The sequence below is a fragment of the Sedimenticola selenatireducens genome (assembly GCF_963675335.2).
Classification (GTDB): Bacteria; Pseudomonadota; Gammaproteobacteria; order Chromatiales; family Chromatiaceae; genus Sedimenticola; species Sedimenticola selenatireducens.
In genome coordinates, this window is sequence record NZ_CAXXYC010000003.1 from 1,347,025 (window position 1) to 1,365,583 (window position 18,559).

16 protein-coding genes are annotated in these 18,559 nt (G+C 57.6%); 5 read left to right on the forward strand and 11 right to left on the reverse strand.

Translation table 11 applies throughout. The features are described from left to right. Positions 1 to 111: 111 nt before the first annotated feature. The 7 genes from hflX to ACHZBF_RS09975 form a co-directional block, all read right to left on the reverse strand. Complete coding sequence (hflX, locus tag ACHZBF_RS09945; protein ID WP_321528329.1) at positions 112 to 1,398, reverse strand: ribosome rescue GTPase HflX; 1,287 nt, start codon at positions 1,396 to 1,398, stop codon at positions 112 to 114. A gap of 331 nt (positions 1,399 to 1,729) precedes the next feature. Then, complete coding sequence (gene hfq / locus ACHZBF_RS09950; protein WP_029134427.1) at positions 1,730 to 1,984, reverse strand: RNA chaperone Hfq; 255 nt, start codon at positions 1,982 to 1,984, stop codon at positions 1,730 to 1,732. 115 nt (positions 1,985 to 2,099) lie between these two features. Then, positions 2,100 to 3,059: a tRNA (adenosine(37)-N6)-dimethylallyltransferase MiaA gene (gene miaA / locus ACHZBF_RS09955; protein WP_321528330.1), complete on the reverse strand. Its 960-nt coding sequence runs from the start codon at positions 3,057 to 3,059 to the stop codon at positions 2,100 to 2,102. Further along, on the reverse strand, positions 3,059 to 4,852 hold the full coding sequence (gene mutL / locus ACHZBF_RS09960; protein WP_321528331.1) for a DNA mismatch repair endonuclease MutL: 1,794 nt from the start codon (positions 4,850 to 4,852) through the stop codon (positions 3,059 to 3,061). Before mutL ends, miaA begins: the two co-directional genes overlap by 1 nt. 167 nt (positions 4,853 to 5,019) lie before the next feature. Continuing rightward, positions 5,020 to 6,321, reverse strand: coding sequence for an N-acetylmuramoyl-L-alanine amidase (locus ACHZBF_RS09965; RefSeq protein WP_029134424.1), 1,302 nt, complete (start codon positions 6,319 to 6,321; stop codon positions 5,020 to 5,022). 109 nt (positions 6,322 to 6,430) lie between these two features. After that, positions 6,431 to 6,910 carry a tRNA (adenosine(37)-N6)-threonylcarbamoyltransferase complex ATPase subunit type 1 TsaE gene (gene tsaE / locus ACHZBF_RS09970; RefSeq protein WP_051302514.1) on the reverse strand — a complete coding sequence of 160 codons (480 nt, stop codon included), beginning with the start codon at positions 6,908 to 6,910 and terminating at the stop codon, positions 6,431 to 6,433. After that, positions 6,897 to 8,411, reverse strand: coding sequence for an NAD(P)H-hydrate dehydratase (locus ACHZBF_RS09975; RefSeq protein WP_321528332.1), 1,515 nt, complete (start codon positions 8,409 to 8,411; stop codon positions 6,897 to 6,899). Before ACHZBF_RS09975 ends, tsaE begins: the two co-directional genes overlap by 14 nt. Before the next feature lie 114 nt (positions 8,412 to 8,525). On the opposite strand from ACHZBF_RS09975, the gene queG reads away from it, so the two are divergent. Then, positions 8,526 to 9,593, forward strand: coding sequence for a tRNA epoxyqueuosine(34) reductase QueG (gene queG / locus ACHZBF_RS09980; RefSeq protein ID WP_321528333.1), 1,068 nt, complete (start codon positions 8,526 to 8,528; stop codon positions 9,591 to 9,593). A 37-nt stretch (positions 9,594 to 9,630) separates the two neighbouring features. Here queG and orn read toward each other — a convergent pair whose 3' ends face one another. Next, positions 9,631 to 10,203: an oligoribonuclease gene (gene orn, locus ACHZBF_RS09985; RefSeq protein ID WP_273439590.1), complete on the reverse strand. Its 573-nt coding sequence runs from the start codon at positions 10,201 to 10,203 to the stop codon at positions 9,631 to 9,633. Between the two features lie 76 nt (positions 10,204 to 10,279). Between orn and ACHZBF_RS09990 the strand changes: the two genes are divergently transcribed. From ACHZBF_RS09990 to rsgA, 3 genes are read left to right on the forward strand one after another with little or no spacing between them, the layout of a single operon-like run. Continuing rightward, positions 10,280 to 11,554: a M48 family metallopeptidase gene (locus tag ACHZBF_RS09990; RefSeq protein ID WP_321528334.1), complete on the forward strand. Its 1,275-nt coding sequence runs from the start codon at positions 10,280 to 10,282 to the stop codon at positions 11,552 to 11,554. Beyond that, a complete protein-coding gene (locus ACHZBF_RS09995) occupies positions 11,551 to 11,838 on the forward strand; it encodes a cytochrome c (RefSeq protein ID WP_273439593.1) in 288 nt (95 codons plus the stop codon). The genes ACHZBF_RS09990 and ACHZBF_RS09995 overlap by 4 nt, the downstream gene beginning before the upstream one ends. Positions 11,839 to 11,858: 20 nt before the next feature. Beyond that, positions 11,859 to 12,869, forward strand: coding sequence for a small ribosomal subunit biogenesis GTPase RsgA (gene rsgA / locus ACHZBF_RS10000; RefSeq protein ID WP_321528335.1), 1,011 nt, complete (start codon positions 11,859 to 11,861; stop codon positions 12,867 to 12,869). A gap of 12 nt (positions 12,870 to 12,881) precedes the next feature. Here rsgA and gorA read toward each other — a convergent pair whose 3' ends face one another. After that, positions 12,882 to 14,234, reverse strand: a complete 1,353-nt coding sequence (gene gorA, locus ACHZBF_RS10005; protein ID WP_321528336.1) for a glutathione-disulfide reductase — start codon at positions 14,232 to 14,234, stop codon at positions 12,882 to 12,884. Positions 14,235 to 14,386: 152 nt separating this feature from the next. Here gorA and ACHZBF_RS10010 point away from each other — a divergent pair, with 152 nt between their 5' ends. After that, positions 14,387 to 15,454: a DUF2333 family protein gene (locus ACHZBF_RS10010; protein ID WP_321528337.1), complete on the forward strand. Its 1,068-nt coding sequence runs from the start codon at positions 14,387 to 14,389 to the stop codon at positions 15,452 to 15,454. 99 nt (positions 15,455 to 15,553) lie between these two features. On the opposite strand, the gene ACHZBF_RS10015 is transcribed toward ACHZBF_RS10010, so the two are convergent. Further along, complete coding sequence (locus ACHZBF_RS10015) at positions 15,554 to 16,777, reverse strand: type II secretion system F family protein (RefSeq protein ID WP_321528338.1); 1,224 nt, start codon at positions 16,775 to 16,777, stop codon at positions 15,554 to 15,556. Next, the gene (locus ACHZBF_RS10020; protein WP_321528339.1) at positions 16,777 to 18,558 is read right to left on the reverse strand and encodes a GspE/PulE family protein; all 1,782 of its coding nucleotides are present in this window, start codon (positions 18,556 to 18,558) and stop codon (positions 16,777 to 16,779) included. Before ACHZBF_RS10020 ends, ACHZBF_RS10015 begins: the two co-directional genes overlap by 1 nt. Position 18,559 lies beyond the last annotated feature (1 nt).

The window sequence follows — 18,559 nt, forward strand, 5'->3', positions numbered from 1 at the left end:
GTGCTTTCTCGTAATAAACAATATACCCGGAGGATACTTCACAAACATCCGGGCAGCGAATTTTTCTTAACTTAACATTACCTAAGAGCAACGGCGAATCAGTTTATGCAACTAACTGATCACCAGGCGACTCTCCAAAACCGATTCCTGCTGCACCAGACGGTCATAGGCAACCTTGGGTAGATCGATTTCCATATCCCACCCGCCGGTATCGGTCGCCTTCTCTGAGATGACCCCACCCAGTTCAAAAAGCCGCGCGCGTAGACGACCATCCGCAGGTTGTAACTGCAATAACTTATGCACATGTTCCTGATGATAAAATTCCGCCAGCGCCTGTTTCAGCAGTTCCAATCCCTGACCACTCAACGCTGACAGCCAAATGCGTTTGACCAGACCGTCTTCACCTCGTTCAATTCGAGGCGCTTCCGTCTCTGTCAGATCGATTTTATTGTAGATTTCGATTTGCGGAATCTTATCCGCACCAATCTGCTTCAGTACGTCATTTACCTCGGCAATACAGACTGCGCGCTGTGTACTTGCCGTATCGATCACGTGCAGTAGTAGCGACGCCTCAGATGTCTCCTGCAGAGTGGATTTGAAGGCAGCAACCAGTTCATGGGGAAGATGGGATATAAAACCCACCGTATCCGCCAGGATACAGCCCCCCTCACCCGGCAGGTCCAGACGGCGCAACGTTGGATCCAGGGTAGCGAACAGTTGGTCCTGTGCATACACTTGCGCATCGGTCAACCGGTTAAACAGGGTGGACTTTCCCGCATTGGTATAGCCGACCAGAGAAACCGTCGGGATCTCAGCCTTGCTGCGGGCTTTGCGCCCCTGGTTGCGTTGACTATCCACTTTTTCAAGACGTCGGCGGATCTGCGCAATGCGATGATTAAGCAGTCGCCGGTCTGTTTCAAGCTGGGTTTCACCAGGACCACGCAAACCGATACCGCCTTTCTGGCGTTCAAGATGCGTCCAGCCACGCACCAGCCGGGTGGAAAGATGCCTCAACTGCGCCAATTCCACCTGTAGCTTGCCCTCGAATGAGCGGGCTCGCTGGGCAAAAATATCCAGAATCAATCCTGTTCTGTCGACCACCCGGCACTTGAATTCCCGCTCCAGGTTGCGTTCCTGGCTTGGAGAGAGGGCGTGATTGAATATCACCAATTCCGCCTCTTCCGCCTGGATCAGGTCACGAACCTCTTCCGCCTTGCCACTTCCGATGAACAGCCGTGGATCAGGCGACCTGCGGCTTCCGGTGACTAAGCAGACCGGCGTGGCGCCTGCTGAAACCACCAGTTCCCGGAACTCCTCAAGCTCTTCAGGATCGGCTTTAATGTCCATATCCACATGAACAAGAACGGCTTTTTCGCCTACTTTTGGGCGTTCAAACACTGGAAACCTCATCAATCGCTTGGATCATCGGCCAACCGACCCTGGAACCAGCCGAAAACTTATTTAAACCTGGGTAACGAATTGTCAAAGGCATAATGTCTGGGTTGAAGCGGACTGTAGATGGGCTTTTGTTCTTGAAGGTTTAAAGGTCAGCATCTGTTCTGAATCGGGTGTTAACCCACACTATCCTAAGCCACGGAACAAGATGGAGATAATGGCGGTCCTGTATATCGAAATCATGCCAGCCTTCAGATTCGGCACTGATAATTTACGACGCCTGCCGTTAATGCCTTGTAACAAACGGCAGATCGTCGTCACTTCTCCTGATAGATCAGCTATTACCAGGTTCAACCGGATCGTCGCCGGCCGGCATCTGCAAACGCACATTTCTGGCGGGAACCACCGTGGAAATGGCATGTTTATATACCATCTGGCTGACCGTATTTTTCAGCAAGACCACAAACTGATCAAATGATTCGATCTGCCCCTGCAACTTGATTCCATTCACCAGGAAGATCGACACGGGTATACGCTCTTTTCGCAGCGTGTTGAGGAAAGGGTCTTGTAGACTTTGCCCCTTAGACATCGGAGTTCTCCTTATTGTAGTATCGCGTCGGTATTTAAAAAATAGCTTATGGTACAAGCTTGTACCAGAAAAAAGTCCAATAATTCGCCAATATTTTTACACACAGCTCACACTGTCAGCTAAAACTGAGGCCTGAGCGGACTATTTTCAAGGCTTGTTGCAAAATATTCCCAGCCTCTTCGTCCAGCCAGTGTAAATCCGGATAGGAACGCAGCCAGGTAAACTGACGCTTGGCCAACTGCCGGGTGGCGATAATACCGCGTTCAATCATGGTTTCCCTGTCCCACTCCCCCTGCAGGTACCGGATCATCTGGCGATATCCCACCGAACGCATGGAGGGCATCTCCGGCCGCACGCTACCTTTTTGCAGCAACTGCTGCACTTCTGCCTCAAATCCCTTAGACAGCATTTCGCTGAAGCGTTCAGCAATCCGCTGATGCAATACCGCCCGCGACTTGGGAGCCCGGGCCAGTTTAACCAGTCGATAGGGCAATGCACGCCGTTCCGCCTGCCCTTGCAGCAGGGACATGGGCTGTCCGGTCAACCGGTAAACCTCCAAGGCTCGCTGTATTCTTTGGGGATCATTCGGATGTATCCGGGTCGCCGCTGCGGGATCGATGCGTTTCAGCTGCTCATGCAGATTCTCCCACCCCAACGCGGCGGCCTCTCGTTCCAGCTCTGCGCGAACCTCAGGGTCCGCTTCCGGCAGACTGGAGAGTCCGAATTCCAATGCCCTGAAATAGAGCATGGTGCCTCCCACCAATAAGGGGATGCGTCCGGTAGCGCTAATTTCGGCCATTTCAGCCAAGGCATCTTGCCGAAAGCGTGCCGCAGAATAAGCCTCTGTGGGATCACAGATATCAATCAGCCGATGCGGCGCAAGGGCCAGCTCTGCGGCATCCGGTTTGGCCGTTCCGATATCCATGCCACGATAAACCAGCGCGGAATCGACACTGATAATCTCGCAGGGCAGGTGCCGCACCAGTTCAATCGCCAACTCGGTCTTGCCTGAGGCCGTTGGCCCCATTAGAAATATGGCGGGAGGCAGTCCCTGGTCTGCAGTTTTTTCACCCATTACTGGCCCCGAAGAAACAGCTTATCCAGACGGGTCAGGTCGAGCTGTACCCAGGTGGGACGTCCATGATTGCACTGATCACTGCGTTCGGTACGTTCCATGTCCCGTAACAGGGCATTCATCTCTTCAATGGTCAGGCGTCTGTTGGCTCTGACTGAACCATGGCAGGCCATGGTGGCAAGGACCTGATTTATCTCGTCACGGATGCGCTCACTGCTACCATGCACCACGATGTCCGACAGGATATCCCGCAACAATTTTTCTGCATCCGCACCCTGCAGCAGCACCGGTATGGCACGGACAACCAGAGTTTCTGCCCCGAGCCGATCCACTTCCATGCCCAGTTCACCGAACAGCGGCTGCTGGACCTCGGCCAAATCGGCCTCCCTGGAACTGACAGATACGGAAACAGGTACCAGCAGTGGCTGGCGACTGACGCCTCCTTCCAGCAAAGCCCGCTTGAAGCGTTCGTAGGTGATCCGCTCGTGGGCGGCATGCATATCCACCAACACCAGTCCGGATGCGTTTTCTGCGAGAATATAAATTCCTTTCAGCTGCGCCAGGGCAAAACCGAGCGGTGGCACTTCATCCGCCGCCGCTTCACCTTCGGTAACCGGAGGCATCGGAGACGGATGCTGCATATCAAAACTGGGCTGATAGCTGGCGTGGCGCTCCTGCACCTGAAATCCCAACGGTCGCTGATAGGCAGGCGGGACCGCGGCTAATGGTACCGTTCGCTGATCCACCTCCACCTGGCGGATCTCCCCGGTTGACCGGTCAATCTCCTGCCCGGGCCGGGTCTCCGCCAGCAGCTTATGCAAGGTGCTATAGATAAACCCGTGCACCATTCGGCCATCACGAAAACGCACCTCATGTTTGGCCGGGTGTACATTCACATCCACCTGCAGGGGATCAAGATCCAGGTAGAGTACGTAGGCCGGGTGGCGACCATGAAACAGTACGTCCTGGAATGCCTGTCGTACGGCATGGGTCACCAGTTTGTCCCTGACCATGCGCCCGTTGACGTAGAAGTACTGCATATCGGCCTGACTGCGGGAAAAGACCGGTCGCGCCACCCAGCCACGCAAGGCAAGGCCGGCCTGGTCCCGATCAAGGTGGATCACCTGCTCCAGAAACGAAGCCCCCAACAGCCCGGCAAGCCTGCGCTCCTGCTCCAGGATCTGACTGGCGAGGGGAAGCGTGAACACCTCCTTGCGATTATGCGAGAGGCTGAACGAGACATCAAAGCGGCTCAGGGCAAGCCGCTTGAGCTGGGTTTCGATATGGCCGAACTCGGTCTTTTCGGTACGCATGAACTTGCGGCGGGCCGGAGTGTTGTAGAAGAGATCCCGGACCTCCACCGTGGTGCCCTGTGGGTGGGCGCTGGGCACCGGATCGACAAACTGATCGCCGCCATCGCTGCTGACGCTCCAGCCGCCCTCCTGGCCGGTTGCACGGGAGGCGATGCTCAGACGGGATACGGAGGAGATGCTCGGCAGTGCTTCGCCCCGAAACCCCATGCTGCTGACCCGTTCCAGCTCCTCCAGACTGGCAATCTTGCTGGTGGCATGACGCGACAATGCCAGCCGCAAATCCTCAGGATGGATACCACCTCCGTTATCCCGCACCCGAATCAGTTTTCCACCACCCTGCTCAATATCCACATCGATCCGGGTAGCGCCGGCATCCAGACTGTTTTCCACCAGCTCCTTGATCACAGAGGCGGGACGCTCCACCACCTCGCCGGCGGCGATCTGGTTAATTAATTGTGCTGGAAGCGCCTGTATTCGCATTTGACCTGTACCGATTTTAGCGACGGAGCGACGTCTGAACCAAACGTCGGCATCCTGGATTAAGCGTACGGATGAAGACCGGAATTATAACCAGTAATCGGAGGTGGGCGTGAATCAGTGATGGCTTACATTAAAGCGGGGGGGGGGGGGGGGGAACCGCGGATTGATCAGGTACCGGGAATCACCAGCACCTGGCCGATACGGATCATGTCGCCGGAAATCCCGTTGGCGGATTTCAGGTTGGCGAGACTGATGTTATAGCGATCGGCAATTGCCCCCAGGGTGTCACCCCGGGAAATGGTATGTTGTTTCGATTTCAACTGGGCCATGAGCGTTCCCGGCGGTGGACTGTTGCGAAAGTAGCTGCTTAAGCCGTTCATTATGGCTCCTGCCACTTGCTGCTGATGCCGCGGGTCCAGCAGTTTGCGCTCCTCTTCCGGATTGGAAATGAAAGCTGTCTCCACCAGAATCGAAGGAACATCGGGCGATTTCAGCACCGCAAATCCTGCCTGCTGCACCGATCGCTTGTGAGTCCTGCCAACCCGCTTGAGCTGCCCCAGAACCTTGCTGGCCACTTCATGGCTCGCCTGTCCGGTACCGGTCTGGGAGAGATCCAGCAGCACAGAGGCCAGCACATCATCCTTGTCTTCCAGCTTGACGCCGCCGATCAGATCCGCGCTGTTTTCACTCTCGGCCAGCCAGCGTGCCGCCTCACTCGAAGCCCCACGCTTGGATAGGGTATACACCGACGAACCGCGAGCCCTGGAATCGCGGAATGAATCGGCATGAATGGAAACAAACAGATCGGCACGATGAGAGCGGGCCAGATCCATCCGCTTGCGCAGGCCGAGATAATAGTCGCCATCCCGGATCAGAACGGCTTTCATGCCTCGTTCTTTATCGATCAATGCAGCCAGTTTTCGGGCGATGGAGAGTACGACATTCTTTTCGTAGGTACCGCGCCGCCCCTTGGCTCCCGGATCTTCACCCCCATGACCGGCATCAATCGCTATGACCACGTCCCGCATACCGCTGGTTTCAATCTGTTTGACCGGCTTCTGCAGCGATTTCCCCTCTGAACGCTCCTCCTCACCAAACAGATCAACCACCAGTCGATGCCCATATTGGCTGTTCGGCCTGAGAACAAAACTTTTCGGATGGGTCTGGGTATTGAGGTCCAGTACGACCCGTAGCGTGCCATCCTTGCGCTGGGCACTACGCAACCGCTTGATCAGGGGGTTGTCACTCACCGCCGGCATGGAGCCGGTCAGTTGGGCATTGTTGATATCAATTACCAGCCGATCGGGTTGTTTGAGGGTAAAGAGTTTGTGATTGACCGGGTGGCTGGTATCGAACACCAGTCGGGTGTGATCCGGTGCCGCCCAAATACGGAGATTATCGACCACAGTCTGCCCGGCCAACAGCGGCCAGCAGACCAACATCAGCAGGATTGTGGCTATCTTCTTCATAATTCTGTGCCGCTTTGTTACCGGACCGGGTGACCTGACGCAATTAAAAGATAGCATGCAGATCTAATAAATTCCAGAAATATCTACAAGATAGAAAACTAACCTACATTCAACTCTTAACTACCGCATCCAACTCCAGCGCAAGCTTTTCCATCAGCCGGGCACCCGAATCCGTTTCTGCCTCAATAACCAGTTCCCGGCCATCCTCAAGATAGCGAATACGGATCAGCAGATCTGGTTCCGGCAGTGCGCCCTGCCCCTGCTCCGGCCACTCCACCAGCATGATGGCATCATCCTGCAACATGTCCCGCAACCCCAGAAATTCAATCTCGTCCGGATCGGCGAGTCGATAAAGATCCAGGTGATAACAGCGTCTATTGCCTATCTCATAAGGCTCTATCAGTGTGTAGGTGGGACTTTTCACCGATCCGGCATGCCCCAGACCTCGCAGAAATCCCCTCGCCAGGGTGGTCTTGCCGGCACCCAGATCCCCCGTCAGATAGATCAGGCAGCTGGAGGGGACCACCCGGGACAGCGCCATACCAATCAACTCCTGCTTCCGTTCGGAATCAGCCCTAATCACCAGCATTCAGGTCATCCCCATTGATCAGCCCGCGAATTGCGGGTAACAGATCGGTCGCCAGCATTCCCCGCTCCCCAGCCCTGGCCGACAGATCAGCGGCCGCACCATGCAGACAGACCCCCATCTCGGCCGCCATCTTGATCGCTTTGCCCTGAACGACCAGGCTGCCAACGATGCCGGTCAACAGGTCCCCCATGCCGCCGCTGGCCATGCCTGGATTGCCCTCACAACAGAGTCCCGTCTGTTTTCCCGGTGCGCTCGAGATCAGTGTCCCGGCGCCCTTCAGCAACGCCACCCCCCCGTAGCGCTGCTGCAGCCGCGAAACCGCCAGGAAGCGGTCCGCCTGTATCTCTGCCGTCGTGCAGCCCAGCAGTCGGGCCGCCTCACCCGGATGAGGTGTCAAAACCCAGTTTTCCCTCTGCTCCGGCTCCATGGCCAACAGGTTCAACGCATCCGCATCCACTACCAGGGGCAGCTTGCTTTGCAATACCCGTCGCAGCATGCGTTGCCCCCACTCCTGCTGCCCCAGCCCTGGCCCGATCGCGACCGCATCGGCCCGCGCAAGCAGTGGCAGCAGCGCATCCGGCTGTTCAACCCCATGACACATCAACTCGGGTCGCTGACTGGCAATCAGTGCCGCATGCTCGGGACGGGTAGCGATAGAGACCAGACCGGCCCCGGTTCGCAGCGCCGCCTCCCCGGCCATGCGGACTGCACCGAGAAAACCCGTGTCGCCACCGACCAGCAGCAGATGTCCACAATCCCCCTTGTGCAGGGTGCGTCTCCGCGGCACGAGCTGCGCAGCGAAGGTTTGCCAGCGCAACAGGCGTGCACTCTCTTGCACCGTCTGATACACCTCGCCCGGCACCTCCAGGTCATCCACCGCAATCCGGCCGCAACAGTCCGGACCTGCTCCGGTGAACATGCCCTGCTTGAGGCCAATAAACGTGATGGTTGTCTCCGCCCGGATGGCACAGCCCAGGATCCGCCCACTGTCAGAGTGAAGGCCCGAGGGGATATCCAGTGCGAATACCGGCGCAGGATGTCGGTTGGCGGCCAGCAGGGCTGTTTCCCACGGTCCGCTGACGGCTCGCTCCAGGCCGGTACCCAGCACCGCATCCACGATCAGATCGGTGGAAAAATTCAGCTCATTGAAGAGCTCGACACAACCGCCGGCCTGGCGAAATTTTTCGGCACTGGCCAGCGCATCGCCCTGCAGTTTCTTGATATCGCCAAGCTGCAGCAGACGCACATCGAGTCCCGCCTGCAGCGCCAGGCGCGCCACCACAAAACCGTCACCACCATTATTGCCGGTGCCACATAGCACGGTGACGTGCCGCGCAGCCGGCCAACGCGTCCTCAACAGGCCGAAGGCAGCGGCACCCGCCCGCTCCATCAGGGTCAGGCCAGGGATGCCAAACTGCGCAATGGCACAACGATCCAGGGCACGCACCTGCTCGGCCAGATAAAGCTGGGGCGGGAACTGTGATGAATCAGTGATTAACATTATTAAATGAATCCGCAGCCTTTGTTGTGCCTATTGTAGGGTCTCAGTAAGGGTTTTGTCCCGTCCGGACGGTGCTATCCTGAGGGCTTATAGATGCTATGATCGCACGCCATCATGTCAGAGCAGACAACCACAGACTACCAGGCCCTCGCCGAACAGATCAGGCAGTGGGGCACCGCGCTCGGTTTTCAGCAGGTCGGCTTTGCCGACACCGACCTGACCCTGGCCGAGCAGCACCTGCACCAGTGGCTGGATCACGGCATGCACGGCAACATGGAGTACATGGCCAGTCATGGTCTGAAACGGTCCCGCCCGGCGGAGTTGGTGCCCGGCACCCTGCGCATCATCTCGGTTCGTATGGACTACCTGCCGCCCGACGACGATCCGGAGGCGGTCCTGGCGGACTCCCAGCGCGCGTTTATCTCCCGTTACGCCCTCGGCCGCGACTACCACAAGCTGATGCGCAACCGCTTGCAGAAACTCGCAAACCGGATTGAAGCAGCTGTCGGCCCCTTTGGATATCGTGCCTTCGTCGACTCGGCGCCGGTGCTGGAGCGGGCCCTGGCGGAGAAAGCGGGACTGGGCTGGACCGGAAAGCACAGCAATATTGTCAACCGCCAGGCCGGCTCCTGGTTCTTTCTGGGTGAACTCTACACCACCCTGCCACTCCCGGTGGATCAGCCGGAAGCTGATCACTGCGGCCGCTGTGCCGCCTGTATCGATATCTGCCCCACCCAGGCGATCATCGCGCCCTATCAGGTGGATGCACGCCGCTGCATCTCCTACCTGACCATCGAGCTGGATGGTCCGATCCCGGAAGGGCTGAGGCCGTTGATGGGCAATCGCATCTACGGTTGTGACGACTGCCTGATGGCCTGCCCCTGGAACCGTTTCGCCACGGCGGCAGACGAGGCCGATTTCAGTCCCCGTAACGGGTTGGACAACGCCACACTCCGCTCCCTCTTTGCCTGGGATGAGGAGACTTTTCTGAAACGCCTGGAAGGATCACCCATCCGGCGCATCGGTCATCAGCGCTGGCTGCGGAATATCGCCGTCGCCCTGGGCAATGCCCGGACCTCAGCCGAGACGCTTGCCGCCCTCAACAGCCGACGCGATGATCCGTCGGAACTGGTCCGGGAACATGTGCGCTGGGCGCTGGCGCGACACGGCGAGCCGCAATAAGGCTGAGGGGCATTTCGCCACTGTCATTCAGTGGCGACTAGCGCGGCGCCGACTCGGCAGCAGATGGGATGTTCAGGAAGTGATCGCGATAGTGTCGCAGTTCATTGATAGAGTCGCGGATATCGTCCATCGCCAGGTGCTTGCCACTCTTTACCACGCCCTTGGCAATAGCCGGCGCCCAACGCTTGGCCAACTCCTTGAGCGTGCTCACATCCAGATTGCGATAATGGAAGTACGCCTCCAGTTCCGGCATGCAGCGGGCCAGAAAACGGCGATCCTGGCAGATACTGTTACCGCAGATGGGCGAGCTCCCCATGGGCACATACTGGCGCAGAAACGCCAGGGTCTCCTGCTCTGCCCTCCCTTCAGTGCAATCGCTGGATAGTACCCGTTCGGTAAGGCCGGACCTGGCGTGTTGATTGGTATTCCACTCATCCATTGCCGCCATCACTTTCTGCGGCTGGTGAATAGCAATTACCGGCCCCTCGGCCAGCAGATTGAGGTTGGCATCCGTGACAATGGTGGCTATCTCAATAATTCGGTCGTTCTGAGGATCGAGACCGGTCATCTCGAGATCAATCCAGATCAGGTTTGTTGGATCCTGCGCCATCTCATCTCCCGCGGTTGGTTATCTGTTGAGCTGCGGCATTCTAGCAGAAGCGCCGCTATCTCTGTATCCTGTAGGGATGCATCTATTCACGCTTCTGTTCATCTCGGCCCTTGCCATCGGACTGGTTCTGCAACTCTGGCTGATGCAGCGGCAGCAGCGGCATGTGGCCACCCACCGGGCGCAGGTGCCACCCGCCTTTGCCGATAAAGTAACGCTGCAAGAGCACCAGAAAGCCGCCGACTACACCCGTGCGAAACTCGACATCGGCCATATCGACCTGTTTATCGGGACCGGCCTGCTACTGCTCTGGACGCTGGGCGGTGGCATTGATTTCCTGCATCGGCAATGGCAACTATGGCCGGTTGATCCAATCTGGAGCGGCATCGCACTGATCTTTTCGGTCTCCCTGATCTCGGCGCTGCTGGAATTGCCGCTGGGCATCTGGAACACCTTTGTGCTGGAAACCCGCTTCGGTTTCAACCGCACCACAGCGAGGCGTTTCATCACCGATCTGTTGCTGCAACTGCTGTTGGCGCTGCTGCTCGGCATACCCCTGCTCTGGGTGATCCTCTGGCTGATGGAGCGGTCAGGCGATACCTGGTGGCTAGCTGCCTGGGCCGTATGGATGGGTTTCATGCTGTTGATGCTGTGGATCTATCCCACCCTGATCGCACCCATTTTCAATAAATTCACGCCCCTGGAAGAGGGCCCGCTGAAGCAGCGTATCCAGGGCCTGCTGGAGCGTTGCGGATTCACCAGCAAAGGCATCTTCATCATGGATGGATCGAAACGCTCGGGACACGGTAACGCCTACTTTACCGGGTTCGGTCACAACAAGCGCATCGTCTTCTATGACACCCTGGCGGAGAGCCTGGAAGGGAATGAGATGGAGGCGGTTCTCGCCCACGAACTGGGACATTTCAAGCGCCGCCATGTGCTCAAGCATCTGCTGCTTTCAAGCATGATGTCATTGATCGGATTTGCCCTGCTCGGCTGGCTTGCCGAACAGTCCTGGTTCTATCAGTCGCTGGGGGTCAACGGCCAGAGCAACGCCCTGGCACTGCTGCTGTTCATGCTCGTACTGCCGGTCTTCAGCCAGTTCCTGCAGCCGGCCATGGCCACTATGTCACGGCGGCACGAGTTTGAGGCGGATGATTTTGCCGTGGAACAGGCGGGCGCGGCACCGATGATCCAGGCCCTGGTCAAGCTCTACCGGGAAAACGCCAGTACCCTGACCCCCGACCCGCTCTATTCGGCATTCCATGACAGCCACCCCCCGGCGCCGGTACGGGTCGCCCATTTATCAGCTAAAATTCAACCTGTCCCCACAGAGAAAGAGGCCACTGAATGAAATCCCTGACCACACTGATCGGCACTATTTGCCTGATGGGACTCCCCATCGGGCAAGCCGGCGCCTTCGATATCCAGGCCGGCAAATCGCAGGTAACGGAAAACTGCACCTCCTGCCACGGCAGTGAACTCTACACCCGGAAAGACCGGCTGGTGAACAGCCGCAAGGGACTATCCGCCCAGGTACAGCGCTGCCAGCTGGCGCTGAATCTCAACTGGTTTGATGACGAGGTGGAAAACACCGCGGAATACCTGAACCAAGACTACTACCACTTCAACAAGTAACCCTGGGCAACAGCTTTCGCATGGCAAAACGGAGATTGACCCAGCGCCAGCGGGAGCGCATCAGAGCGATACAGGAGCGGCGAAGAGACAAACTGGAACAGCAAGCAGACCAGGTGCTCGGCGAGGCCGACGCGGGCCAATCCCGTGAAGGACTGGTGGTCACACGGCATGGCCAGAACCTGGTGGTTACCGACGATTCAGGCAACCTTACCCACTGCCTCTCCCGACAGAATATTGGCCAGGTTGTCTGCGGCGACCGGGTAGTCTGGCAGACCACCGGAGACAACCAGGGCGTGGTTACTGCCATTCTCCCTCGCAAAACTGCCCTGATCCGCCCCAACTACAGTGGCGAACAGCGCGCCCTGGCGGCGAATATCAGTCAGCTGGTCATCGTGCTGGCACCCGAGCCCGCCCCCACCCCCTACCTGGTGGACCAGTACCTGGTCGCCGCGGAACAGATCGGCGTAAACACCCTGATTGCGCTGAACAAGCGGGACCTGATGGACCAGCAGGCGCTGGCCGGATTTGAGCAGCAGTTCGGGCACTATCCCGACATCGGTTATCCACTGATCGAGATCAGTGCAAAATATGAACACGGGCTGGACCCGCTGATCGAGCGATTGAAAGACCAGACCAGTATCCTGGTAGGCCAATCCGGTGTCGGCAAGTCGTCGCTGGTCAATGCACTGCTGCCGGATATCGAGATCCAGGTCGGCCGCCTCTCCGTGGCATCCGGCCAGGGCTGCCACACAACTTCCGCCACCACACTCTATCAACTGCCCAGCGGGGGCCATTTGATCGACTCACCCGGAGTGCGCAGTTTCCGGCTGGGGCAACTGAGCCTGGATGCCCTGGCCGGCGGCTTTATCGAGTTCAGGGATTATCTGGGCCACTGCCGATTCAGTAACTGCAGCCATCAACATGAGCCCGACTGTGCCCTGCGCAAAGCAGTGCAGGAGGGGAAAATCGCCCCGCAACGCCTGGCCAACTACCTGCACATGGCCGAGGGCATGACAGCTCCCCACGACTAAGCCGCCACAACCTCAGCGCATGGTCACCAGCTCTTCCGCGCCAGTGGGATGGATGGCGATGGTGTCATCGAAGTCCCGCTTGGTGGCCCCCATGCGGATCGCCACGGCAAATCCCTGCAACATCTCATCCGCGCCAAAACCGATGATATGACAACCGACAACCTTCTCCTGGGCACCGACGCAGACCAGCTTCATCGCCACTTTGCTCTGACGCTTGGTAAAGGCATGGTACATGGGGGTAAACCGGGTCTGATACACCTTGACCGCCTCACCATGGGAGGCTCTTGCCTCCGCTTCCGTCAAACCGACGGTGGCGATCGGCGGATGGGAAAACACCACGCTGGGGACCAGAGAGTAATCCAGGCAACGATCCGGCATGCCGCCAAACAGACGATCCGAGAGGCGTCGCGCCGCCGCGATGGCAACCGGAGTCAGTTGCGGGGCATCGGTCACATCCCCCAGGGCATAGACACCGGGCACGGCGGTATTCTGAAAGGCGTCCACACCAATATAGCCTTCGCTATCACAAATCACTTCGGTATTCTCCAGCGCCAGGCCAGCGGATGCCGGGTTACGCCCAATAGCCCAGATAAGCTGATCAAAGCCGCTCTGCACCTGGCCACTCTTCGCGCAATAGAGGTTCAGGGTGCCATCATCGGCACGCTCTACCCGGTCAATACTTGAAGAGGAGATAATATTGACACCATCGTTCAGCATCTCTTCCATCAGGCTTTCACGCAACATATCATCGAACCGCCGCAGCAGATGTTCGCCGCGCAGGAACATGGTCACATCACTGCCGACCGCATTGAGCATACCTGCAAGCTCCACCGCGATATAACCACTGCCCACCACCGCCACACGCTTGGGCTGTTCAGCCAGACCAAAGAATCCGTCCGAGGTGATGCCCAGTTCTGCGCCTTCGATATCCGGTACCACCGGATAGGAACCCGGTGCAATCACGATATGATTCGCCTGATAGCGTTCACCGTTTACTTCCAGGGTATGATTATCCACAAACCGGGCGTAACCGTTGATCTCATCGATATTGGAGTCAGCCAGGTAGGTGTGGTACCAGGTATTGATATTAGCCACGTAACGGTTACGCTCTGCAATCAACTTTTCCCAGTTAAAACCCTGCTGTTTGAGGGAAAAACCGTAGGCCGAGGCATCGTGCAAGGTATGGGCGATAGAGGCGCCATACCACATGATCTTCTTCGGTACACAGCCCAGGTTGACACAGGTCCCACCCAGCTTTCCCGCTTCCACCACCGCCGTGCGCGCCCCATATTTTGCCGCCCGCTCAGCGGCGGAAAGTCCACCGCTTCCGCCGCCAATCGCGATCAGATCATAGGTTTTGGCCATACATCACTCCTTCAAATATGGGATACTTTAGCAGCCTGCCGGGTTTGGCGCTGATTGCCACACCAATCCCGACAGGCCACCAGGTTGATCATGCGGGCTATTGTCCCAATATGAGTAGCCATTGGACAACCATTTATACGGAACTAAAACCTGTGAAGAATTTCCTGACCGCCCTGGTAGCAAAACTGGGCCACCTGGTTCGACGCATCTCGCGGCTCTACCATCCACAGACCATCCGTGAAAAAGGCCTGCTCTGGTCCAGCGGACTGGGCGCTGTCACAGTAATCATTATCATGTATGCGTTCAGCGTCTACTGGAGCCTGGAACCCGACCCATTTGATATCCAGGAGAACACCCGTCAGGAGTTGGCCGGCGCGGAGTTTGTGACCGGTGCGCATACCACGGCAGCACTGATCCGCGTGATGGAGACCTTGCTGAATAAACCGGGTGGCTATCTGAGTAATGACATCATGCCCCCCAGTGTAGTGCTGGATAATATACCTAACTGGGAATTCGGCGCCCTGGTGCAGTCAAGAGACCTGGCCCGCGCACTGCGTAACGACATCAGCCGCTCCCAGTCGCAGTCGACAGAAAACAAGGATCTTTCCATTGCCGAGCCCCAATTCAATTTCAGCAATGATTCCTGGATTCTCCCCTCCACCGAGGGTGAGTATGAGGAAGGGGTTAAGGCACTGCGCCGTTATCTTGCCGGTCTGGCGAAAAGCAATGTCCAGAATACCCAGTTTTATGCCCGGGCCGATAACCTGAGAGTATGGCTGTCGGTAGTGGAAAAACGCCTTGGCAGCCTCTCCCAGCGGCTCAGCGCCAGTGTCGGCCAGGAGCGGATCAATACGGATCTGGCCGGCGACCCGGATGCAGCACAGTCCACCCAGACAGCGAGCCAGCTTGAAGTACATACGCCCTGGCTGGAGATCGATGATGTATTTTACGAGGCCAGGGGTTCAACCTGGGCATTGGTCCATTTTCTACGCGCAGTGGAGCTGGACTTCCGCGAGATCCTGATGAAGAAAAACGCCCTGGTCAGCCTGCGTCAGATCATTCGCGAGCTGGAAGCAACCCAACAACCGGTGATGAGTCCGATGGTGCTCAACGGCGGCGGATTCGGCATCGTAACCAACTACTCCCTGGTGATGGCCTCCTATATTTCGCGGGCCAATGCCGCGGTGATTGATCTGCGTAACCTGATGAGTGAAGGCTGATTTACAAACGATTCACGGCTGAAGAAGCCGCTCTCGCCTCACAGTAGTCGCAGGCAGCAGCTTCCCACGCGGGCACCGGAATGCCTTGCCCATGGACAATTAACGCTTATTCACCGCCGAGGAGAGATCCCACATCGGCAGGAATACGCCCAGCGCCAGTACCAGCACCATGACGCCGATGACAACAATGATCACCGGCTCGATTGCATCCGACAGTCTGGCCAAATCGTATTTCACTTCCCGCTCATAGTGCTCGGCGGTCTCCAGAAGCAGGTCATCCACTGAACCCGACTCTTCCCCAATAGCAATCATCTGTAACACCATCGGAGTAAACATACCGGTTGCCGCAGCGGTCCGGGCAATACTTTCACCACTTGATATACCGTCCCGCATACTCAGGATGCGCTCGCTGATAAAGGCGTTATTGACTACCCCGGAGATCACGCTGAGAGCCTGCACCAGGGGCACGCCGGAACGCATGGCCAATGCCAGGGAACGACAAAAACGACCCAGTATTGCCTTCTTGAGGATATGACCAATTAACGGTGTGCGCAGAATCATCCGTGCCCAGATATAGCCCCCCTCCTCGGTGCGAATCCAGAAACTCAGTGCCAGCAACAGGCCGGTGATCCCCGCCAGCAGGTGTGGCCACCAATCGAGCGTGAATTGGGAGACGGCAAGCAGAACCCGCGTGGCCAAGGGTAGCTCGGCATCAAAACGGGCGAACGCATCAGCGAAGGCCGGTATTACCCAGATATTAATAATCACCATGGCTATCACAATGGCCAGCAACACGGTCAGGGGGTAGCGTGTCGCAGCCTTGATGCGATTGCGGGTCTCTTTCTCCAGTTCCAGATAACCCGCCAGTTGCAGGAAGGTGTCATCCAGCCGGCCGGTGCTTTCTCCCACCTTCACCATACTGATAAACAGCGGTGAGAAAATGGCCGGATAGCGGGCCAGCGCCATGTGCAGTTCACGCCCTGACTGGATATCATCCACAATGCCTTTCAAGGCGACGGCCAGGGTGGGATTTCGCGTGGTCTCGATCAGGCTGCTGAAACCGCGCAATATCGGAACCCCGGCCTTCTGCAGGGTATAGAGCTGGCGACACAGCAGCACCAGTTCATCCAGCGTGACCGTGGGTCGGAACCAGCCGAGCTTGATCTCCTTGCTGACGCCACGCCGCTCAACCGGCGTGATGTCAATGGGAGTCAGACTGGACCGGAACAGCTGTTCGGCAACCGCCTCCGGGGTCTCCCCCTCCAGGGTGCCGGTCAATGCCTCGCCGCGGCGGTTTCGCGCCTTGTATTGATAGGCCCGCATCAGACGCTGACGACCCTGTCATCCATTGAGCGTTTCACTCGACGACCGCCATCCACATCACCCGAGATCCTCATCGCCTCACTGAGAGTCGTAACGCCCTGGGACGCAAACTGCAATACCGATTGCCAAAGTGGCTCAAACTGCTTGCTGGCCAAGGCAATACGGGTGAATGACTCATGATCATCTCGCCGCAATGCCGATGCCATCTCGCCGTTCAGTTCCAGCAACTCGTAGACACCGACCCGACCCCGGTAGCCCGTGTTGGAGCAGCGGTTGCAGCCACGACCAATGCGCAGACCGCCCAGATCGTAGTCATGCTGCACCCCTTCCAGCCAGGCCTGCTCGATCTGGTCCGGTTCGTAGGGTACGGCGCAATGGCTGCACACCCTTCTGACCAACCGTTGAGCCACAATTGCCAGCAGCGAGGAGGCCATCAAATAGCCAGGGGCCCCCATGTCGAGTAACCGGCTGACGGTACCGATAGCACTGTTGGTATGCACCGTGGACAGCACGAAGTGTCCGGTGATAGCCGCACGCAAGCCAATCTGTGCGGTTTCCAGGTCACGCATCTCACCTACCAGCAGGATATCGGGGTCCTGGCGCAGGGCGGTTCGCAGCACCCGTGCGAAATTCAGACCGATCTGTTCATGCACCTGTACCTGATTGACCCGAGGTAACCGGTACTCAACAGGATCTTCAACGGTAATGATCTTCTTCTCCGCCGTATTCAGTTCATTCAGGGCGGAATAGAGAGTGGTTGTCTTACCGCTACCGGTCGGACCCGTAACCAGCACCATGCCGTGTGGTTTTTTAATCAGCAGTCGCAGTCGCTGCAGCATCCCCTGCTCAAATCCCAGATCATCCAGACTCAGGATGCCAGAACTTTGATCCAGCAGACGCATCACCACCGCCTCACCATGCTGAACCGGCATGGTGGAGAGCCGGACATCGATGGAATGTCGCTTCACCTTGATCTGAAAACGCCCATCCTGGGGCAGGCGCTTTTCCGAGATATCCAGGCTGGCCAGCAACTTGAGCCGCTGTACCAGTGCCGGGGCAATGCGCCGCTCGTTCATCACCTGCTCATGCAATACCCCGTCGATTCGCTGGCGTATCCTCAACACCTCCTCATCCGGTTCAATATGGATATCCGAGGCCTTGGCCTGCAGTGCATCCTCGAACAGCGTCTGCAACAGGCGAATCACCGGGGCATCTCCGGCCTCTACCGTCTGCATCAGCTGGCCAAGATCAAAATCCCCCTGGGTCAGATCCTCATGCAGCTCACCGGCGAGCGAGGTTAGTTCTTCCGAACGCCGGTACATGCGATCCAGCGCCTCCAGCAGATCACTCTCCCGTACCACCGCCTGGCGTACCCGCTTCTTCAGAACATGCCCCAGTTCATCATAGGCAAACAGATCCGTTGGATCCGCCATACCCACCAGTACATCCTTGTCGCGGTTTTCCAGCACAATCACCCGATAACGCCGCGCCAGGGTCTCCTGGATGCTCTTCACCACTTCAGGCTGGAGCGGATAGCTGGTCAGATCGATATAGGGAATCTGCAACTGCTGGGAGAGAAAGTCGAGCAACCGTTGCTCATCGATAAAGCCCAGCTCAATCAGAGTATGTCCCAGTTTATGTCCGGATCGTTTCTGCTCCGTCAGTGCGGCCTGTAGCTGACCTTCCGAGATCACCCTGTTCTCAACCAGCAGATCACCAATACGAATCCGCTTACGGCTGCGCGTGACGTCTGTCGGGTTTGTTTCCACTTCATCCACCATG